Here is a 20808-nt window from a genome sequence, read left to right as displayed (position 1 = left end):
AGCCGTCTCGAGCTTCGAGACCGTTGAGGTCGTGCGAGCAAATCTCCTGATCAGCGCGGAGGCCACCGGGACGGTGGAGCCGATCCGCGAGGTCGAGGTCAAGTCGAAAGCGTCCGGAGAGATTCTCAGGCTGCACGCCGACATTGGCGACGAGGTACGGCCTGGGCAGCTGCTCGCGGACATCGACCCTCGAGACGTGCAGAACCGTTTCGATCAAACCGAAGCGGACCTCGAGGTGGCGCAGGTGCGGCTCGAGATTGCCGAATCCCAGATCGATCGCTCGACACTTCTGCTCGAGCGGGACGTCATCACGGCTCAAGAGCACGAAGGGGCTCGGGTCGAGTATGCCAACTCGAGGGCCAACCTCGTGAAGGCTCGCACGAACCACGAGCTCGCGGTGCTCCAACTCGAGGACGTGCGCATTACGGCGCCTATGACGGGCACGATCATCCAGAAAAACGTCGAAGAGGGCATGGTCATTCAGTCCGCCTCCGGTAACGTGTCGGGTGGCACCACGCTCTTCCTCATGGCGAATCTCGGCGAAATGCAGGTGCGCACGCTGGTCGACGAAACAGACATGGGTCAGCTGAGACCCGGGATGGTCGCCAACGTAACGGTGGAGGCATTCCCCGATCGCACCTTCCAGGGCGAGGTCCAGAAGATCGAGCCGCAAGCGACCGTCGAGCAGAACGTGACGATGTTCGCGGTCATCGTGAGCATCGACAATCGCGGACGGCTCTTGATGCCGGGCATGAACGCTGAGGTCGAAGTGATGGTGGATGAGGCTGTGAATGTTCTCGTCGTGCCCAACAACGCGATCGTGAAGACGACCGATGTCGGTCCGGCGGCGATGGCGCTCGGCCTCGACGTGGAAAACATGGATCTGACCGCGTTCATGGGCTCCGGCAGAGGTGGCTTCAGCAGAGGTGGCTTCAATAGAGGTCGTGAGGGAGGTCAAGGAGCTGGCCGCGGCGGCGACGGTGCCCAGCGCGGCGGCGGTCAGAATGCCGGACGTGGTCAGCGGGGCGGGGGCGACGGACAGAGCGCTGGTTTTGACGGTCAGCGCGGAGGCGGTCAAGGCGGAGCTGCCGCCGCTCAAATGCAAGCGCTTCGAGCTCAACTCGAGGCAGGAGAAATCACCCAGGATGAGATGCGCGCACGCATCCAGAGTGCGATGGCGGGTTTCGCTGGCTCCGGTGGAGAGGGTGGACCGCCGCGCCAGTCCCGGGCGGCGGTCGTATTCGTAATGGGTGCTGACTCGGTGCCGGTGCCGCGACAAGTGCAGATCGGCCTCAACGACTGGGACCGTACGGAGATCGTGAGCGGCGTCGAGGAAGGCGAGGTTCTTGTCGTCGTTGGCGCTGCGCAGCTCATGGCCCAACAGCAGGCGTTCCTCGACCGCATGCGGGAGCGCATGGGCGGGGGTAACCCGTTCGGCGGTTCGACACGCGGCATGGGCGGTGGACGCGGGCCTCGCAGGTAGCGGCTGATCCATGCTTGTCTTCGAGATCATCGCGGTCGCGATGGGCGCGATACGCGCCAACGCCCTGCGCTCCGTCCTGACCACCCTCGGCATCGTTATCGGTGTCGGGGCGGTGATCACCATGGTCGCGCTCGGTGAGGGAGCGCAGCAGCGCGTGCAGCAGCAGATCGAGAGCATGGGTACCACGGTTCTCACGATCCGTCCCGGCCAGCAGTTCTGGGGGGGTGTCTCGCGCGGGGACGCACGGTTGAAGATCGAAGATGCCGAGGCCCTCAGGAGTGCGACGATCGGGCTCCTGAAGGTGTCGCCTGAGCTGCAATCGCGGATGCAGGTCACCTACCTGCGTTGGAACTCCAGCAACACGCTGATGGGCGTATGGCCGGAGTACTTCGAGATCTACCACCACGAGCTCGTCGCCGGGCGCTTCTTCACCGAGGGTGAACTGCGCGGGCGCCGACGTGTCGCCGTCCTCGGGCACAATCTGCCCACGAGTCTCGGCGAGACTCCTCCCGAGTTGCTCATCGGCCAGACGATTCAGCTTCGGGGCATCCCCTTCGAGGTCATCGGGGTGCTCGCGGAGAAGGGCGACGCCGCCTGGGTGCGGCCGGACGACCAGATATTCATTCCGCAGTCCACGGCACAGTTTCGTGTGATGGGGGGCCGTGACCGGCTGAACGCGATCTATGCCGCGACGCAGCACACCGAGGAACTCGACAAGGCGTACGGCGAGATCGATCGAGTCATGCGTCGAGAGCATCGCATTCGCCCCGGCGAGGAGGCGGATTTCAACATCCGCAACTCAGCGGACCTTCTCGCAACGTTCAACGAGACGAACGAGACGTTCACGCTGTTGCTGGCGGGGATCGCGGCAGTGAGCCTGCTCGTAGGGGGCATCGGCATCATGAACATCATGCTGGTGTCGGTGACCGAGCGCACTCGCGAGATCGGTGTGCGCAAGGCGCTGGGCGCGACGCGCCGCGCGATCATGACCCAATTCCTGGTCGAGGCGCTCTTCCTGTGTGTCCTGGGCGGCGTCCTGGGGGTGGCCGTCGGCTACGGGGCGGCGGAGATGATGACGAGGATCGCCGAGTGGGAGACGGTTGTGGCACCCCAGTCGGTGGCGGTCGCGCTCGGCTTCAGCGCCGCGATCGGGCTCTTCTTCGGCATCTGGCCCGCGCGTAGGGCATCTTTGCTGGATCCGATCGACGCCCTACGGTACGAGTAGCTATCTCCGCAGGAGAACCGTCCTGGTCGCCCCCTGGCGAACCAGCGTCAGTGGGATCGTCGCGTCGGTCCGGGACAGTGCCAGTCGCAGGCCCTGCACCGACCGCACGGCGATGCCATCGATCCGGGTGATGACGTCGCCGGGCTTGATCCCCGCTGCCGCCGCAGGCGTCTCGTTCGGCACGTCGGTCACGAGCACGCCGCCGTCGACCTGGAAGTATGCCGCCAACTCTGGGCGCAGATCCATCACTTCAGCGCCTATGGCTCGGTTCTGACCGAGTAGGTAGGGCGCGAGGGGTCGAAACTCGGCTCTCGGCTCCCTCTCCCTCTCCTGGACCCTTCCCGTCGAGAAGGACAGCGCGTAACGGTTGCTCGCAGTGGAAACGGTCGCCTCTTCCATTGCCTTCCGAAGGCCCGAGGAACGCCGCGATAGGTCCTCCAGTACGCCGCGGATCTGCACGAGCTGCCGGTCGTATTCGTTGCCGCGCAGGGTGCCCGAAATGCGCATCAGGTCACGGAGCCGCTCTTCCTCACGCGCCCGCACTTCGCGAAACGAATTGTTCAGTTCGTCCATCTCCCGCTGCAACGAGTCGTGCTGCTCGCCGGGAAAGACGAAGAACGCGAACGGTGCTTGGACCTCCTGGGTCACCCAGCTTCGCGCTGTTGTGCCGAGTCCGGGGAAGAGCCACCGGTCGTCCGGCCGTGTGGGCTCGGTCACGCGACCCACAATGACTTCGCGCGCCCTGATGCGGGCGATCACAGGGTCCGGGTCCGGGGGGTCTACCGCCACGTCAACGAGCGGGACGTTGCGGCCACGGGCTTGCACGAGCCGCACGCGGAGCGACTTCATCGCCCGAAACGCGGTCTCGACCATGGAGTCCGGCTGGAAGCGAAGCGTGTACGTGGGCGCGGGCTCGGCTCGGAAGCGATCACCCGCCCTCAGATCGATCTGGTGCCGTCGTCCGTCTCTCACGTACACGATGTGCACAGGGTCACCGGGATCGAGATACAGCCGACTGGCGACGTTCTCGAAGCCCCTCACGTCACGGATGTCGTTGATGCGGAGAAGCACGTCTCCGGCTCGTAGCCCCGCGGCGCGTGCCGGGCTCGGATCGTTCACGTCCGTGATCACGACGGTAGCTGTCGCGCCATCGCTGGTGGTCTGGGTCCTGACGACGGCGATCGAGATTCCGATCCATCCCGGCGACGCGTCCCCGAAGCGCGCGTCGGCGCGTTGCGCCGGCACAGACGTGGGCATCAGGATCAGCGCTCCGACGGCCGCAAGGCGGTACAGCGTTCGAAGGAGCATCAGAACCAGTTGTCCCGGCTCGCCACCAACCGGGCCGTGGCCTCACGCTCACCGAGCACCGAGACGAGCAGCCCGTTCAGGAACAAATCACCCGGAGCCTGTCGGACCGCCGCCTGACTGACAGCGGCCAGGTGCTCGAGCGCCGCGTACCGACTCATCGGATCGACCCCGGCCTCGATGCCGGACCGTGAGATCAGCAGTTGTTGATACCGAGTGATCGCTGTCACGTAGTTCTGTTCGGCCACCCGCACCGCTGACGCCCCTTCTTCGACGCTCGTGGTATTCGCGAAGAATGCCGCGTTGGAGAGCATCGCGAGCTCGCCCAGCGGCTCCGCCGCGCCCTGCGATGTGAGCAGCGCGCCTGCGCCGGTCCCCGAGAGGAAGAGCATGATCGCGGCGGCGGCTCGCATCCACGCCGGTGTCTGAGCGAGGCCCATCTTGCGGAATAGTCCGGGGTCCTCCACTAGCCCTTCGGAGCGCAAGCGCGCTTCGAGCCCATGCCAATCCCCCTGAGGAGGCCTGATCTCCGGCAGCGAGCGCAGCGCATCCGTCTGACCGCGCATCGCCTCCAATTCTGCGGAGCATGCCCCGCACTCGGCGATATGGGCCGCTTCCTCGGGCCGGGGAGCGTGATCCACCAGCCGTGCCAGCGTCTCAGTGTTTAGATGCTCCATGCTTCTGCTCCATGTTCCTGCGCTGCGCCGTGCAAGACAGTGAGCATCTCTCTCATCTTCGCTCGCGCCTTGAACAGCTGTGACTTCGATGTGCCGGAGGTCACGCCCAGCGTGTCTCCGATCTCCTCATGTGTATAGCCCTCCACATCGTGGAGGATAAGAACGCGTCTCATTCCATGCGGCAGCTCGTCTAGAGCTCGCTCGAGCCGCTGTTGCAACAGTGCATCGCCTCCGCGGGGCGCTACCGGTACCTGGTCGGGTACCGGTCCTTCCCGCTTCTTTCTGGTCTCCGACTTCCGGAGTGCCTGCAGCGCCGCGTTCACCGCGATCCGGTGCAGCCACGTCGAGAAGCGCGCGTCACCTCTGAACGTCGGTAAGGCCCGGATCGCTCGGATCCAGGCCTCCTGCGCATAGTCTTGAGCCAGATCATCGTCGCCGGCGATTCGGCGCACCACGGCATAGACCCTTGGCGAATACCGGTCGTACAGCGTCCGGATCGCTCGGGCGTCACCAGCTGCGGCCAGCCGGATCAACTGACTCTCAGAAGGTCCCGCAGAGATCTCTTTCATTCCTTCGCTTCGATGCGCCGTATCCCGCACAGGGTTGCTTCTACGTGTGTAGATGTCGTAGGCCCCACGCGGATGTACACTCCATGGTGAATGTACACTTCACGAACGATGCCGCTGGCGCGTCCGACGTTCAAACGCCTAGTCTGAATCGATGACTCGCTTCCGCGACCTTGCAAGGCGGTACGGCGTGCGCATGCCGGCGCACGGCCCCACCCGCGGAGTCCCACGCCCGGGACAGGCGTTGGGATTCGTCGCCTTCGTGGCGCTTCTCTTCCTGTTCCTGGGCGTTCGTCTTCAGATCATGCTAGGCGAGAGCGGCCTGCTCGCCGCGGAGTGGCTTCTGCTCTTCGTGCCGGCGCTACTCTTCGTCTACTTGGGGGGCTTCGACCTCGGTCGCACGCTATCGCTCGGCCGCCCCACTCGGCGGGGCGCACTGGGAGCCTTGCTGCTCATCGCGGGGGCGACCCCGGCCGCGTGGTTTGTCGGGTGGCTCCAGACGTTCTTCCTGCCTATCCCTTGGGAGACTCTCGAGGGTCTCGAAGAGCTCGTCACTGCGGACAGCGCGGGGCGACTGGCGTGGCTTCTACTCCTTCTCGCCGTGACGCCCGCGTTCTGTGAGGAGATCGTCTTTCGGGGCGTGCTTCTCGGAGGTACGCGCGCGCTCGATCCATGGCGGTTCGTGCTGCTCAACGGCGCCATGTTCGGCGCGTTCCACCTGTCGTTTCAGACCGTGATCCGGTTCCTCCCGACTGCCTCGTTGGGTATCGTCATTGCATGGGCTGTGTGGCGCACCGCCTCGATCTGGACTGGTGTGCTCATGCACCTCGTCAACAACGCGTCGATCGTCGTACTCGCTTCCATGCCGATGTCGAGGGAGCTCCTGTCGGATCCCGAGGCTCCCCCTCCGCTCTGGCTTGTTCCGTTCGCGGCGATCGCACTGACGCTGGGGGTCCGCGTGCTGCGTGCTGAAGGCGCGGAATCCACCTATGCAACACGAAACGAGAGAGAGAGCTGATGTCGGAGCAGACGCCCCTTCCCGGCGCCACCCACCTCGAGTGCACGGGCTCCGGCGAAGTCGTCGAGAGCGAGCAGTTGATCGGGTTGTCGGCTGCGGGCAAACCGCTCTTCGCACGGTACGACCTGGACGCCATCGCCGACCGGTTCACGCCGGACGCTGTCGCTGGGCGTGAGGCTAGCCTCTGGCGCTACGAAGAGGTTCTTCCTGTTCGGGATCGTTCCGCCCAGGTGAAGCTGGGGGAGGGTTGGACGCCGCTCATCGACGCCCCACGCACCGCGTCACGTCTCGGAGTCAGCAAGGTCTGGATCAAGGACGAGGGTCAGAACCCGACCGGGAGCTTCAAAGATCGGGGCCTCTGCCTCGCGGTTTCGCGAGCCCTCGAGCTGGGCGCGAAGGAGCTCGCGCTTCCCTCTGCGGGCAACGCTGGCAGTGCTGCCGCGGCGTACGGAGCCGCCGCCGGTCTCCCCGTGCACGTTGTCGTTCCCACGGACACGCCGAGGCCGATCCTCGAAGAGATGACGGCGTTCGGCGCGGACGTTCAGCTACTCGATGGCCTCATCAGTGACTGCGGCCGAGTCGTGAAGCAAGGTGTCGAGCAGCACGGATGGTTCGACCTCTCCACGCTCAAGGAGCCGTATCGCGTGGAGGGCAAAAAGACCATGGGCTACGAACTTCACGAGCAGCTGGGCGGGCGACTTCCCGACTCGATCGTCTACCCGACCGGCGGTGGGACCGGTTTGATCGGGATGTGGAAGGCATTCGACGAAATGGAGCGCTTGGGGTGGATCGGCTCCGAGCGACCCAAGATGTTCACCGTGCAGGCCGCCGGCTGTGCGCCGATGGTACGGGCGTGGGAGGCCGGTCGCGAGAGCGCCGAGACGTGGCAGGGAGCCGCGACGTACGCTTCGGGGCTGCGTGTGCCCGGTGCAGTGGGGGACTTCCTCATCCTGCGGGCTCTCCGGGAGTCTGGTGGTGGAGCGGTTGCCGTCGCGGACCATGTGATGGCAGAGTGGGTCCGACACATCGGGACGGACACCGGCATCTTCGCGGCGCCGGAGGGTGGCGCGACGGCAGCCGCAGTCCCCATGCTGATGGAGAAGGGCTTGATCTCTGCAGACGACGAGGTCGTGCTCTTCAATACGGGAAGCGGTCTCAAGTACGTGGGTATGGAGCCGATCGATTAGAAGGCTGTTGAAGAAGTACAGTGGGCCGCGCGCGTGGCGCTTGCGCGCGTTCAGGCAAGGAACGACGAGGAGTCGTAGCCGAGCTACGGCGACGAGGAGAGACGATGGATCAACCGCGTAACCGCCATGCGCCCAACGCCATGGCAGATTTGAACACACAGGTCTGTGGGTTGGGGTGGCACGGCCCCATCTCCGTCGTTGGGGCTCCTAGCCGTAGCGACGGCTATGGCGTCGTCGCCCCGCCTAGGACCTGGGGCCGTGGCATCCCCAACGCGGCCCGCTGTACCTCTTCAACAGCCTTCTAATGGTCGCACTCTTCTGGCTCGTCTTCTGGACCGGACTGGTTCTGCTGGCCTTCGCGGCTGGCATCAGTCTCCGGCTACGCTTGCGTGAGCACCTGCGCCCTCGAATCCCGGTGGTCGACGACGAGGCCCTCGATGCGATCCTGATTACGGGGACCCTGACCGCCGATGAAGATGAGCCGCTCGACATCAGAGAGATCGATGAGGAAGAGCGAAAGTTCTGGTCCGAGAGCTGGGACGAACCTGAGGAATGGTGAGCGTGGCGCAGTTGCATGTGCCTAGTCTTCAGCGCGGCTCGAACCGGTAGTAGATGCCGGGGAGCGGGACCCACCTGCGGTTGAGTGGCCGGTCGTCTTCGGGGTCGGTGCGCCGAACCCAAAGCGCTCGGCTGACGTTGATGCTCGCGCCGAGCGAGTGTGCGCCGGCCACGTTCCAGTCGACACCCACGGGCGCTCTCAGCACGGCTGCGAGGCCGAGTCTCTCGTCCGACGGCTTGGCCGCGACCACCCACAGGCCCGCGCCCACGAAGGGTCTCACGGCGTTGGCCCCAAAGTATTGCTTCACCACGAGCGAGAGACTCAGGTCACGGAAGGCCCACGTGCCCACGGTCAGGTCGAGGCTGCGGTTGCCGTCGAAGTACTCGAGCAACAGACCCACCGTGCTCACGCCGCCAACACTGATGCCTATACGGATGCCATCGTCGTCCGTCGAGCTCTGACAGCGCGCCGCCGAAGGGACGTACGCCGAGGCCGAGATCAGCGCTGTGAGAAGGGCGAAATGCCGCATCGTGGTGGGGAAAGACGTGGGGAGTTGGGTCATGGGAGCCGGAGTATAGACAGGAGGTCGGGACGGGTCCACGGGCGGTCTCGCCTCCTGCGTCCGGCCGGTTTCGCCAACGTCTCTTGGCCGTGCTGGTGTCTGTCGGCGCCCCTCCCGACGCACCGCCGATGCTCTCCAAGCGACTTCCGGCAGCTGTCCTCGAAATCGTCCCGCCGGACGCGGTCCGAACGGTGCCGCTCGGTCCGGGTGGTCGTGTACCGATACCTGTAGTCCGCCAAGAGGCCGGGGGCTGTGCAGGGGGCGCTAGTCGAGGGGTTTGGGGGCGTAGCGATTCTGCCTGGACACCGACGCTGCGGGCTGCTCTCTTCTACGCTCCGTGGGCACCAAGAAGCCCACCCTTTCAGGAGGCGTTATGTCCCGCGAAAAGACCAGGAGCCCCGGAAATCTGGGACCCCTCGCCTTGATGACCCTCGTTGCTACGGTTGTTCTGTCGCAACCGAGCGGCCTTTTCGCAGCGGCCGCGGTACCCGCTCCCTTGCTGCAGCAAGCGAGTGACACGATTCCGCTGGCACCGATCGAGGTCCGGGTTCTCAGGACTCCCATCTTGCAAAACGCGGCGCCGCTCTCCGTCTCGGCGTTGAGGGGGAGGGATCTCCAGCGCGGACGAAGTGGCTTCTTCTTGGGGGACGCGCTCCAGCTGTTGCCCGGTGTCCAGGTACAGAACCGCTTCAACCCGGCCGTAGGAGAGCGCGTGGCGATTCGCGGGTTCGGAGCCCGAGCCCAGTTCGGACTCCGAGGGATTAGGGTGATCGTCGACGGGATCCCAGCGACGCTCCCCGATGGACAGAGCAGCCTCGATCATTTGGATATCGGCTCGCTGGCGCGAGTCGAGGCCCTCCGAGGGCCAGCGTCGGCGCTGTTCGGAAACGCTGCGGGCGGGGTGCTTTCTTTTACGACCCGGGATCCCGCGACGATCCCGTTCGAAACAGAAGTCATGGGCGTGACGGGCAGTGACGGGTTGTGGCGCGGACAGTTGACCGCGTCCGGGACGGTGGAGAACACCGGTTACCTCGTGACCGTGTCAGCCCAGAGGTGGGACGGCTATCGGACGATCGCTGCGGGATCGCCCCGCATCGATACGCTCGGCACGAACTACGGAGGGTCGGACCGGCTCGGGTTCAACGCGCGAGTCACGACGCCGCTTGCGGGAGGCGAGCTGTCGCTGACCGCCAACGTATTGGATCTGGACGCCGAGAACGCGGGATCGAAGACGGATGACTTCGAAAGCGATGTCTACCGTCAGATCAACGACCTATATCTCAGATTCAGAACCGGAAAGACACTGCAGCAGCAGCAGGCTGGTGTGCGCTGGGCAGGCCCTCTGGGAGATGCGCTTCAGGCGGACTTCTCGGCATACGGCGTGCACAGGACCATCAACAATCCGATCCCCTTCGACGTCATCGATCTCTCGAGGAAGGGAGGGGGCTTTCGCGCCCAGTTGGGCAGTACCGTTTCGGCCGGCTCTGCGGACTTCAACTGGCAAGGTGGATTCGACTACAACTTGCAGAACGACGATCGATCGGAGATCGCAAGGGGGTTTGGGACGGGTCAGCCTGCGGCGGGAGCCGCTCCCTTCCTCGATCAAGCTGAGGATGTGCGGAGTGCGAGCGTCTTCCTTCAGGGAACGCTGAAGTTGGTGGGCGGAGCGATCGTTCTAGCGGGCCTGAGGTATGACAACCACGACTTCACAGCCGACGACCGCGTACCTGTGACCCCGGAGAACCCCGACGACTCGGGCACGCGGACGATGGATGCGGTGAGTCCTTCGATCGGGATCAGCGTACCGGCGGGGCCGTCCGTCAACCTGTTCGCCTCGTTCGGCACGGTGTTCGAAACTCCGACGACGAGCGAACTCTCGAATCAACCGAACGCCGCCGGTGGCTTCAACCCGGACCTCGATCCGATGAGAGGAGAGTCCTACGAATTGGGGATCCGTGGTAGCATGGGGTCGAACGCCGTCTTCGAAGTGACCGGATACCAGACGAATCTCCGAAATGAGCTCGTCCGTTTCGAGGTAGAGGGTCTCGACGACGTGAGCTTCTTCCGAAACTCGGGCGAGTCGCGGCATCGCGGTCTGGAGGCGACACTGTCTGTTGCGTCCAGTGACGGGGTCGTCCGGGGAGATGTGAGCTACGCGCACATAGACGCTCAATTCGAGCAATATGAGTTGGGTGGGGACGACCTGAGCGGCAACCAGGTTCCCGGTGTGTCTCCGAACCGAGGCCAGGCTGTCCTGCGCTTCAGCCCGGGTCGGGTGTGGGCGGAGATCGCCGGGACGTATATGGATGAAGTGCCGGTGAACGATCGGAATACGACGACGACACCCTCCTACTTCCTGGTGGACCTCAGGGCTGGGCTCGACGAGATCACCTTGGGCAACATGAACCTCTCCCCCTGGGTCGCGCTGACGAACGCGTTGGACAAGGACTACATCGCTTCCGTGGCGGTGAACGCGTTCGGTAGCCGATTCTTCGAGCCTGGACCCGATCTGTCGTTCCAGGTCGGCTTCCGAGCATCCTGGGGAGGCCGCGACTAGGCTCTACCTGCCGTCCTCGATCGTCACCGTGACGATCGCAACTTCGGCACCCCTTCGCACAAGCGGGCGCCTCGATGCGCCGGCTCCATCCGACCGCGCGACGTCCAGACGCAGGCGCGATCCATGGGGGACATCACAAAGCACGAAGATGCCGCGCGAATCGGTCATCGTCTCAACCGTCGTCCGGTTTTCTTCTGATCCGAGTGTCCACTCCCGCGCGACCTCTCCGCCAAGGCCCCGGGGCACCGCGAGCAAGGGCGGCTTGTAGTCGGCGGTTTTCAGCCACGCCAGCTTTACCTCGATGTTGGCCTGGGGCCGACCCGCCGCGTCGGTCACCCGGCCGAACAGGGGCGCCGTCTGAGGCGGCCGAGGCTCTCCGCCGCACACCTCTCTCAAAGCGTCCGCGAGCGTCGGCACACGTAGGCTGACGTGAGTCATCTGACCGAGCACGCTCTCGACTTCCGTGACCGGGGCCGGCAAGCCGAGCGTGTCGAGCAGTGGGTGCCGAACCACGAGCTTGTGCAGGCCGCCTGCGAGTCCAGGCAGCAAAAACGACCCGTCGGGCTTGATGTCCCCTTCCTCGCCCGTATCCAGCACGCGAACGGTAACCGATAGGGCCGGTCCCACCCGGATGGAGTCTTGTACGGAACCCGAAATCGTTGCGGTGGACGATTCCAGCACGATCTCGCCCGAACGCTCGGTGACCCGCCACGCGACGCCGCCCTCCTCCCTGTACCCGCGCCGACGCAGCCGGCCGTACGCGTCGACCGCCATGATCGGCATGCGGATCCACCACTCACGCACGATCCAAGTCCCGTTGGGCAGTCGCGTGAAGGCCACGTGCCCGCCCGGCTCACCGATCTCCCTGCCCGGGGAGACATTCACGTATGAAAACTCCAGTCGGTCCAGCTCGGCGGTTTCCTCGTCGAGCCACAAGACGCCCTTGATGTCCGGGAGCGTCCGGCCCTCGATCGGCTCGAACACCAGACCGATCGAGCCGGCATCACCGCGACGCACTCCCATGCAATGCGTGTCGAGGAAAGCGTCACTCAGGAACGCCTCGGCATCCGGAGCGTGGTAGATGGTGCCGGAGTCGGGATCCTCTTGAACGAAGCCCTTGGCTACGAGCTCCCCAGCGGGCAGGCTGACGAACGGGGCGTTCGTCGAGCCCCGACTAAAGGACCGCTGCTCGTCCAGGATGTCATCTCCGCTTCGGTCGAGGTCCCGAATGAAATGCAGCAGCGTATAGCGGTAGATCCCCGTCGACTGGGTCCACGCGGCGGCTTCCAGCGCCTTTCGTGTCTCGGCCCACACTCGGGCGGTGACGCGCCCCTCCTCGGGCCGGACTTCGCACCGTGGTGAGCCGGACACGTCGAGCCCGCGAAGCCGGATGGGACGGATCGGTACATCGATGCGCCGGAACGTGCCGCGCACCGGTACGTCGAACGGATCCGTCGTCAGGCTCGAGTACCCGATCCGGTCGACGCGGACGTAGTAGCGGCCGGGGTGGTCCGCCTGCGTGATGAACCCGCCGGTGGCGTCGGTGAGCACTCGGTCGACCACCTCGCCGTCGACGTCGAAGAGAACGACCATCGCGCCGGTGAGAGGGGTCCCGGCGCCGTCCTCCGCTACGACACCTCGCACGGTCTGCGCTGCGGCGTGACCCGCGAGCGCGAGCAGGCACGTCACCCCAAGGCATGGAATTCGCACGCGTAAATCATAAGTCGTGAGCGAGCTTGCCGCTTGCCCTAGCAGCCGGTGGTACTTCTACCACGGGCTGCTGGGGTGCCGATGCCCGGTGGCGGCCGCTAGTTTGCCGCCATGAGCCAACTCCCGACTCTGGACGGCCCTTCGGTCGAGACCTGCCGGCGCAGACGTGAGGCCGTTCTGAGCCGACTGGGCTCCGCAGTCATGATCTTGCCGTCCGCCCCGCAGCGGTACCGCTCGAGAGATACCGAGTACAGGTATCGCCCTGACAGTGAGCTGTACTACGTCACCGGGACGACGGAGCCGGGAACCCTCCTTGTGCTCGTGGGTGGGGACGATCCACGCTTCGTTCTCTTCGTCCGCCCGCGCGATGCGAAGGAGGAGCGGTGGGCAGGTCCGCGGCTCGGGCCCGATGCCGCGGCGGAGCGATTCGGCGCCGACGAATGCTACTCGGTGTCGGAGATGGAGGACAGACTGCCGGGTCTGCTGCAAGCGGGTGATCGCATCCACTATCGTCTGGGGGCGGGCGACCGAGCGGACGACTTCGTTCGCCGAGCCCTGGAGCAGGCGCGCGCCAGCGGCATGCGACGGGGCACCGGACCCCGCGGGCTGGTCGATCCCGGTGAGATCCTGGATGCGTTGCGTTTGCGGAAGGATGCCGAGGAGATCGAGGCGATCCGAGCCGCGGCACGCATCAGCGCCGAGGGTCACCGGTCGGGCGCTGCTGCCATCGCGGCCGGGGTGGGGGAGTGGGTCGTGGAGGCTGCGGTAGACGCTGGGTTCAGGGCCGCGGGGGCCATGGGACCGGGCTTCGCGACGATCGTCGGGTCCGGCGCCAACGCATGTATCCTCCACTACGTGGAGAACCGAGACACCATCGCCGATGGTGCGCTGGTCTTGATCGACGCCGGAGCCGAGGTGGCGCTGTACAACGGAGACGTCACGCGCACGTATCCGGCTGGCGGTGGCTTCTCAGACACGCAACGCGACGTCTATCGAATCGTCGAAGCCGCGCGCCGGGCGGCGGTGGAGCAGGTTGCCCCGGGGGTCACGATCGCCTCGGTTCACGACGCTGCGGCTCGTAGGATCGTCGACGGGTTGGTGGGGCTCGGTGTGCTCTCGGGCTCCACGGAGGAGCTGCTCAGCGAGGCTACGTACCGACCGTTCTTTCCGCATCAGACGTCTCACTGGCTCGGGCTCGACCTGCACGATCCCGCGGACTACGTGGTAGCGGGTGAGTCGAGGGTGCTCGAACCGGGCATGGTCTTCACGATAGAGCCTGGTCTCTACTTCCGTCCGGGTGTCTGCGAAGAATCCGCTCCTCGGTTCTCGGGCATCGGCGTGCGCATCGAGGATGACGTGCTCGTCACCGACGAGGGCTGCGAGGTGCTGACCGCGTCGCTACCCACGGCCGAGGACGAGGTCGAGGCTCTGGTAGGCGCCCGTTGACGACACCCGCTGCCGGACGTCACGCCCTTCTGCTCGAGCGTCTGCACCAGCCCGGTCCGCTCGTGGCCGTGGAGTTACGGCCCCCGCGGTCGGATCTAGAGGCCGAAGACGGCATGGGCGCTTGGATCGACCTGCACCACTCACTCGGCCGGCTGACCAGCGACGACCTCTTCGTCTTCCTCACTGACAACGCGGTGGGGGCGGCCGAAGAGGAGAATCTCGCGCACGTCGGCGCGAACGCGGGTGACGACGTCGACCTGCGCCGCATCATCCCGATTCTGACCGCGAAGCACACGCTCGACTACTGCATGATGTTCGCATCGCGCGCGAAATCCGACGGATTCGATGCGCTCACGGTCCTCGGAGGCGACGAGTCGGTCGGTGTGCCGCGTTGCGTGCCTCACGGACGCGACCTCCGCGAGCTCCTGCGCGGGCGACTCCCTGACCTGGTCCTGGGAGGGTGGGCGAACCCGCACCGCGACGCCGAGGAGCAGGTTGCGTTCCTGGCGGCGGACGACGCCCACGCGGACTTCGCTCTGACGCAGGTCGTTTCGCATCACAGCCTCCAGGGGGTCGAGCGCTTTCTGGAACGCATGCACGCGGTCGGGGCGACGGTGCCCACGGTATTCGGGGTCTTCTTCTACCGCAGTGCCAACGCAAAGACTCTAGAGGTCCTCGGAGGCTTCTTCCCGGTCCCGGCCGAAGAGGTGACGCGCGAATTCGAGAGCGCTTCCGCTGAGGAGATCTGCGCGCGTACGATTCGCGCGCTGCGACGCGTCGGGGCCGAGAAGGTCTACGTCAGCAACCTGGGGAACCGCGGCGCGGGCCGTCGTCTCCGCAGGATCTTGGATCAGGTTTAGCTTTAGCAGCTCCCCAGGGCTACACAGGCATCAAGCGGTCGCGCTGACGCCTGCCTCACGAAGCACGCGCAGCGCTACGTCGACGCGCCGGCTCGGGGCGCTGAGGTGGAATCCTTGCACGTGCGGCCGCACCGCTTCGATCATCTCGAGAGCGATGAGCACGCCTTCCTCGAGGGCGGCGTCAGAACCGCTTTCCTGGGCGCTGCGCATGCGCTCGACGATCTCGTCGGGTACTACCACGCCCGGCACCTCGCACGCGAGAAACTCGGCGTTGCGGAGGTTCAGGAAAGGCCAAATCCCCGCGATGACCGGGATGCTTCCGCTTCCCACGCGCTCGAGGAAGCGCTCGAGTGCCTGCGGGTCGAAGATCGGTTGCGTGACGGCGAAGTCGGCCCCGGCCTCGACCTTGTACCGATAGCGTTCGACTTCGCGCTCTTGATCGACCGCGCCGGGGTTGGCCGCGACGCCGTGCACGAACTCTGTGGGTGTCCCGATCGAGTTGCCGCCCGGATCGATGCCGCGGTTCAGACCGTTCATGACGTTGGTCAGCCCGATGGAGTCGATGTCGAAGACAGCAGTCGCGTCCGGGTAGGGACCCTGCAGCAGCGGTTCGCCACTGACCACGAGAACGTTTCGAATACCCGCGGCGGCGGCTCCCAGGAGGTCCGAGATCATGCCGAGCATGTTGCGGTCCCTACAGGTGTAGTGAACCAGCGATTCGATGCCGACCTCGTGTTCGACGATCAGCGCGGCAGAGAGAGCGCCCATTCGGCTGACCGATCTCGGATTGTCCACGATCGCCAGCGTGTCGACCCCCGCGACCTTCAAGCGCCGGGCGGGCTCGATGAGCGCGACTCGGTCCCAACCGCGCGGAGGAATGATCTCCACCGACACCACCGGCTCTCCCCGAGCCAGCTTGCGGCCCCATGCGGAGCGAACATCGAGCGGTACCGGTTCTCGGGCTGCCTCGACGCCTGCTGCCGCCACGGGCTCGGCGACGACGACGCTCTTCGGTTGCACCGAAGCTACCGCGATCCGGATCTGCTTCACGTGGTCCGGGGTCGTGCCGCAGCACCCCCCTACGAAGCGCGCGCCGGCATCGATCATGCGCTTCGCATATTGCGCCATGTATTCGGGGCTGGCGAGATACATCTTCCGATCTCGCACGGTGCGGGGCAGGCCGGCGTTGGGCTGAGCGATCAGCGGCAAGTTGGTCACCTCTGCCATCTCCTCGATGGCATCGAGCATGACCGCTGGGCCGACCGAACAGTTGAGGCCGACGACGTCGACTCCAAGCTCGGTCAGTTCACGGGCGATCAGCGTCGCGTCGTTTCCATAAGCGGTCTTGCCGCCCGGCCCCACGGTCATCTGGGCTATGATCGGCAGGTCGCTCAGTCCTCGCACGGCCGCGACCGCGCATCCGATCTCGCTCATGTCTGAGAACGTCTCGAGCACGAATCCATCGACCTCCCCCTCGAGAAGCCCGTTCACCTGTCTTCTGAAGAAGTTGACCGCCTCGTCCCGCGCGGTCGGGCCCCATGGCTCGATGCGAATGCCGAGCGGGCCGATGGCGCCTGCGACGCTAGCGCGGTCGCCCGCAGCGGCTCGCGCCAGCTCGGCGGCTACCCGGTTGATCTCTTCGGTTTGCTCGGCCAACCCATACGACGACAGCTTCACCGGGTTGGCGCCGAACGTGTTCGTCTCGAGAATCTCGGCGCCGGCCGCGACATACTCGTCGTGGATCTGACGCACGAGCTCGGGTCGGCGCCTGTTGAGCTCGTCGTAGCAAACGTTGACGAACACACCTCGGCCGTAGAGCAGCGTACCCATCGCGCCATCGAATACGTGAACGAGGTCGTCCTCGATCAATGCTCTCACGGTGTGTCTCCTTCCGGATCGTAACCGAGATTGGGCGACAACCAGAGCTCCGCTTCTTCCATGGTCCACCCTTTTCGCCTGGCGTAATCCTCGACTTGATCGCGCGCGATGCGGCCCACGCCGAAGTACACCGCGTCGGGATGCGACAGGTACCAACCGCTCACGGATGCCGTCGGGGTCATCGCGAAGCTCTCTGTGAGCTCGATGCCGAGCGACTTCTCGACGTCCAGCAGCTCGAAGAGTGTGCGCTTCTCGGTATGGTCCGGACACGCGGGGTAACCGGGGGCCGGCCGGATCCCTCGGTACGTCTCCCGGACGAGCGCGTCGTTCGACAACTGTTCTTCCGGAGTGTACCCCCACAGTTCGCGGCGGACGCGTTCGTGCATGAGCTCGGCGAGTGCCTCCGCGAGCCGGTCCGCGACCGACTTCACCAGAATCGCGCTGTAGTCGTCGTTGGCGTCCTCCAGCTCGCGCGCCATCTCCTCTACGCCAATGCCGGCCGTAACCGCGAAGCCACCGACCCAGTCGGGTTTGCCGGCGTCAGCCGGAGCGACGAAATCCGCCAAACAGCGGTTCGCCCTCCCACCCTTCGCGAACTGTTGACGAAGATGGTGGAGCACGGTGAGGCGTTCTGTGCGGTCAGCTGATGTGTACAGCTCGACGTCGTCGCCGATCGCGTTGGCAGGGAAGAAGCCCACGACGGCGCGCGCGCGCACCCGACCATCGGTTACGAGACGGTCCAGGAGCGCCCCGGCATCGGCCCATAGGCTCTGAGCCTGTTCGCCGACGATCTCGTCGTCGAGGATCGCCGGATATTTGCCTGCCAACTCCCAGGCCTGGAAGAAGGGCGTCCAATCGATGTATGGCCGCAGTTCCGCGATCTCCACGTCGAAGACATGAACCCCTTGCCGCAACGGTGCTGGCGGGTCGTACGAGGACCAATCCAGCTTCTCGGCGCGCTCGCGGGCCACCGCGATCGACAGCAACTCTGTTCGAGCGGTGCGCTGCGCACGCCGCTCGCGCTCGGACTCATAACCAGCTCGCACCTCGGCGATGTAGCCGTCTCGACGCTCTTCATCGAGCAGCGCGGACACGACCCCGACCGCTCGGGAGGCGTCCAGCACGTGCACGGTCGCGCCGTCGTAGTTGCGCTCGATCTTCACAGCGGTGTGCGCCTTTGATGTCGTCGCGCCCCCGATCAGGAGCGGCGTGTCGAAGCCCGTCCTCTGCATCTCCTTGGCGACGTGCACCATCTGGACAAGCGACGGTGTGATCAGCCCGGACAGGCCGATCACGTCGACCTTCTGCGCGCGCGCGGTTTCCAGGATGCGCTCGGCGGGCACCATGACCCCGAGGTCGATCACCGAGTAGCCGTTACACTGAAGCACGACGCCCACGATGCTCTTGCCGATGTCGTGCACGTCACCTTTCACCGTGGCGAGCAGCACGGTGCCCTTGTCGGTCGCGCCCGACTTCTCCGCTTCCAGGAACGGAGTCAGGTACGCCACCGCCTTCTTCATCACTCGCGCGCTCTTCACGACCTGTGGCAAGAACATGCGTCCGCTGCCGAAGAGGTCGCCGACGACATTCATTCCATCCATGAGCGGGCCCTCGATGACGTGGAGCGCCAGCGGAAGCTCCTGGCGCGCTGCTTCCGCGTCCTCCTCGACGAACTTGTCGATGCCCTGCACGAGCGCGTGCTTCAGCCGCTCATGAACGTCGAGCGTCCGCCACGTCAGGTCCTCCTCGGTGCGGCGTTCCGTGGTGCCGGACCGGTTCAGAGCGATTTGAGTGAGGGTTTCGGTGGCGTCTGGAGATCGCGCGAAGAGCACATCCTCCACGGGCTCGAGCAGCTCTGCTGGAATCTCATCGTAGACCGGCAAGGCACCCGCGTTCACGATGCCCATGTCGAGCCCTGCGGCGATCGCGTGGTAGAGGAAGGCCGTGTGCATCGCCTCTCTCACCTCTGGGCTGCCCCGAAAGGAGAACGAAACGTTGCTGATGCCGCCGCTCGTCAGCGCGTGCGGACACGATTGTTTGATTTGCCGTACCGCCTCGATGAACCGGATCGCGTATTCGTCGTGCTCTTCCATTCCGGTTGCCACGGCGAAGACGTTGGCGTCGAAGATGATATCCTCGGGAAGGAAGCCCTCTTCGTCTACGAGGATCCTGTAGACGCGCTCACAGATCTCGACTTTGCGCTCAAGGGTGTCCGCCTGGCCCTCTTCGTCGAACGCCATCACGACTGCTGCGGCGCCGTACCGGCGCACGAGGCGCGCTCGCTCGCGGAACGTGTCCTCGCCGTCCTTCAGCGAGATCGAATTCACGACGCCCTTGCCCTGAAGCGTCTTGAGGCCGGCCTCGATCACGTCCCAGTCGGAGGAGTCGACCATCACCGGGATGCGCGCGATCTCCGGCTCGGACGCGAGGAGGTTGAGGAAGCGCGGCATCGCGGCGACTCCGTCGAGCAGCCCCTCGTCCATGTTCACATCGATGATCTGGGCTCCGCCCTGCACCTGCTGACGGGCGACCTCGACCGCGGCCTCGTAGTCACCTTCCTCGATGAGGCTTGCGAAGCGCTTGGAGCCCGAGACGTTGGTGCGTTCGCCGACGTTCACGAACAGCGAGTCAGGACCGATCGTCAGCGGCTCGAGACCGGACAGCCGCGTACGTCGAGGCGGCTCGGGGACGGTGCGCGGCGCCCGCCCCGCGACGATATCTGCGATCGCCCTGATGTGGTCTGGGGTCGTCCCGCAGCAGCCGCCCACGATGTTCAGGAATCCCGCGTCCACGAAGTCCGACGTCACGCTCGCCATGTGCTCCGGAGTGTCGTCGTATTCGCCGAACTCGTTCGGAAGCCCTGCATTGGGATAGCAGCTGATGGGAAGCCGAGCTACGTCGGACAGCTCTTCCAGGTGCGGTCGCAGCTGGTCGATTCCGAGCGCGCAGTTGAGCCCTACACTGAGTAGCCCGCTCTCGCGACCCGGTCCCGGGTGCACGCCGTGTACGATCGCGTTGTAGAACGCCTCGGGCGTCTGGCCGGAGAGCGTGCGCCCGCTCTGGTCGGTGATCGTCCCGGACATCATCACCGGCGTATCGACCCCCGCTTCGGCGAGCACCAGAGAGAGCGCGTACAGCGCCGCTTTTGCGTTCAGCGTGTCGAACGCAGTCTCGATGAGAAGGATGTCGACTCCGCCTTCGAGCAGGCCATGCGCCTGTTCCTGGAACGCGCGCACGAGCTCATCGAAGGTGACGTTGCGCGCGCCGGGATCACCCACGTCGGGCGAGATGGATGCCGTGCGGTTGGTGGGGCCGAGCGCGCCAGCGACCCAGCACGTGCGGGAGGGATCGCGCGCCTCGATGTCGTCCGCGGCGTCGCGCGCGAGACGGGCGGCCGCGCGATTGAGCTCACGTGCGATCTCTTGCAGCCCGTAGTCCGCGAGTGAGATCCGATTGGCGCTGAACGTATTGGTCTCGATCAGGTCTGCGCCCGCCTCCAGGTACTCCACATGGATCCCGCGAATCAAATCGGGCTGCGAAAGGCACAGGATGTCATTGGCTCCGAAAAGGTCGGAGTCGGTGTCGGTGAAGCGCTGACCGCGGAAGTCCTCTTCGCTCAGATCGTGATGCTGGATCATGGTGCCCATGGCGCCGTCGAGGACGAGGATCCTGCGCTGCAACTCTTCCCGAATCAAACGGGCCCGACCCGCGGATGACGCCATTGATCCCTCGACAAAAAAAGGCCCCTCGCGACAGTGCGCGACGGGGCGTTGGT

15 protein-coding genes are annotated in these 20808 nt (G+C 65.4%); 8 read left to right on the top strand and 7 right to left on the bottom strand.

Annotated features, from left to right (window positions below):
* Positions 1–1483, top strand: a 1483-nt coding sequence (locus tag IIB36_16150) for an efflux RND transporter periplasmic adaptor subunit (GenBank protein ID MCH7533269.1), incomplete at its 5' end; no start/stop codon positions are given.
* A 10-nt stretch (positions 1484–1493) separates the two neighbouring features.
* Complete coding sequence (locus tag IIB36_16145) at positions 1494–2708, top strand: ABC transporter permease (protein MCH7533268.1); 1215 nt, start codon at positions 1494–1496, stop codon at positions 2706–2708.
* Here the strand turns inward: IIB36_16145 and IIB36_16140 are convergent, their stop codons facing one another.
* The 3 genes from IIB36_16140 to IIB36_16130 are packed head-to-tail and all read right to left on the bottom strand — an operon-like array spanning position 2709 to position 5259.
* The gene (locus IIB36_16140; GenBank protein MCH7533267.1) at positions 2709–4016 is read right to left on the bottom strand and encodes a PDZ domain-containing protein; all 1308 of its coding nucleotides are present in this window, start codon (positions 4014–4016) and stop codon (positions 2709–2711) included.
* Complete coding sequence (locus tag IIB36_16135) at positions 4016–4690, bottom strand: hypothetical protein (GenBank protein MCH7533266.1); 675 nt, start codon at positions 4688–4690, stop codon at positions 4016–4018. The genes IIB36_16140 and IIB36_16135 overlap by 1 nt, the downstream gene beginning before the upstream one ends.
* Complete coding sequence (locus tag IIB36_16130; protein MCH7533265.1) at positions 4678–5259, bottom strand: sigma-70 family RNA polymerase sigma factor; 582 nt, start codon at positions 5257–5259, stop codon at positions 4678–4680. Before IIB36_16130 ends, IIB36_16135 begins: the two co-directional genes overlap by 13 nt.
* Positions 5260–5410: 151 nt before the next feature.
* Here IIB36_16130 and IIB36_16125 point away from each other — a divergent pair, with 151 nt between their 5' ends.
* From IIB36_16125 to IIB36_16115, 3 genes are all read left to right on the top strand, one after another.
* Complete coding sequence (locus IIB36_16125; protein ID MCH7533264.1) at positions 5411–6274, top strand: CPBP family intramembrane metalloprotease; 864 nt, start codon at positions 5411–5413, stop codon at positions 6272–6274.
* The gene (locus IIB36_16120; protein ID MCH7533263.1) at positions 6274–7461 is read left to right on the top strand and encodes a threonine synthase; all 1188 of its coding nucleotides are present in this window, start codon (positions 6274–6276) and stop codon (positions 7459–7461) included. Before IIB36_16125 ends, IIB36_16120 begins: the two co-directional genes overlap by 1 nt.
* Positions 7462–7765: 304 nt before the next feature.
* Positions 7766–8020, top strand: a complete 255-nt coding sequence (locus IIB36_16115; protein MCH7533262.1) for a hypothetical protein — start codon at positions 7766–7768, stop codon at positions 8018–8020.
* Between the two features lie 28 nt (positions 8021–8048).
* Here IIB36_16115 and IIB36_16110 read toward each other — a convergent pair whose 3' ends face one another.
* Positions 8049–8582: a hypothetical protein gene (locus IIB36_16110; GenBank protein ID MCH7533261.1), complete on the bottom strand. Its 534-nt coding sequence runs from the start codon at positions 8580–8582 to the stop codon at positions 8049–8051.
* A gap of 373 nt (positions 8583–8955) precedes the next feature.
* Here IIB36_16110 and IIB36_16105 point away from each other — a divergent pair, with 373 nt between their 5' ends.
* A complete protein-coding gene (locus tag IIB36_16105; protein ID MCH7533260.1) occupies positions 8956–11139 on the top strand; it encodes a TonB-dependent receptor in 2184 nt (727 codons plus the stop codon).
* Positions 11140–11142: 3 nt separating this feature from the next.
* On the opposite strand, the gene IIB36_16100 is transcribed toward IIB36_16105, so the two are convergent.
* Entirely contained in the window at positions 11143–12849 is a 1707-nt protein-coding gene (locus IIB36_16100) for a carboxypeptidase regulatory-like domain-containing protein (protein MCH7533259.1), read from the bottom strand.
* Between the two features lie 111 nt (positions 12850–12960).
* Here IIB36_16100 and IIB36_16095 point away from each other — a divergent pair, with 111 nt between their 5' ends.
* Both IIB36_16095 and IIB36_16090 read left to right on the top strand, forming a co-directional pair.
* Positions 12961–14295, top strand: a complete 1335-nt coding sequence (locus tag IIB36_16095; protein ID MCH7533258.1) for an aminopeptidase P N-terminal domain-containing protein — start codon at positions 12961–12963, stop codon at positions 14293–14295.
* Positions 14292–15155: a hypothetical protein gene (locus IIB36_16090; protein ID MCH7533257.1), complete on the top strand. Its 864-nt coding sequence runs from the start codon at positions 14292–14294 to the stop codon at positions 15153–15155. Before IIB36_16095 ends, IIB36_16090 begins: the two co-directional genes overlap by 4 nt.
* A gap of 30 nt (positions 15156–15185) precedes the next feature.
* Here IIB36_16090 and IIB36_16085 read toward each other — a convergent pair whose 3' ends face one another.
* Positions 15186–16985: a bifunctional homocysteine S-methyltransferase/methylenetetrahydrofolate reductase gene (locus IIB36_16085; protein ID MCH7533256.1), complete on the bottom strand. Its 1800-nt coding sequence runs from the start codon at positions 16983–16985 to the stop codon at positions 15186–15188.
* A gap of 44 nt (positions 16986–17029) precedes the next feature.
* Positions 17030–20755, bottom strand: coding sequence for a methionine synthase (gene metH / locus IIB36_16080; GenBank protein MCH7533255.1), 3726 nt, complete (start codon positions 20753–20755; stop codon positions 17030–17032).
* Between the last annotated feature and the right edge of the window lie 53 nt (positions 20756–20808).

The sequence above is a fragment of the Gemmatimonadota bacterium genome, assembly GCA_022560615.1.
In the GTDB taxonomy this organism is placed as follows: Bacteria; Gemmatimonadota; Gemmatimonadetes; order Longimicrobiales; family Gaopeijiaceae; genus UBA1138.
Note: the sequence above shows the minus strand (reverse complement) of the source record. Positions and strands in the feature narration are given on the sequence as shown.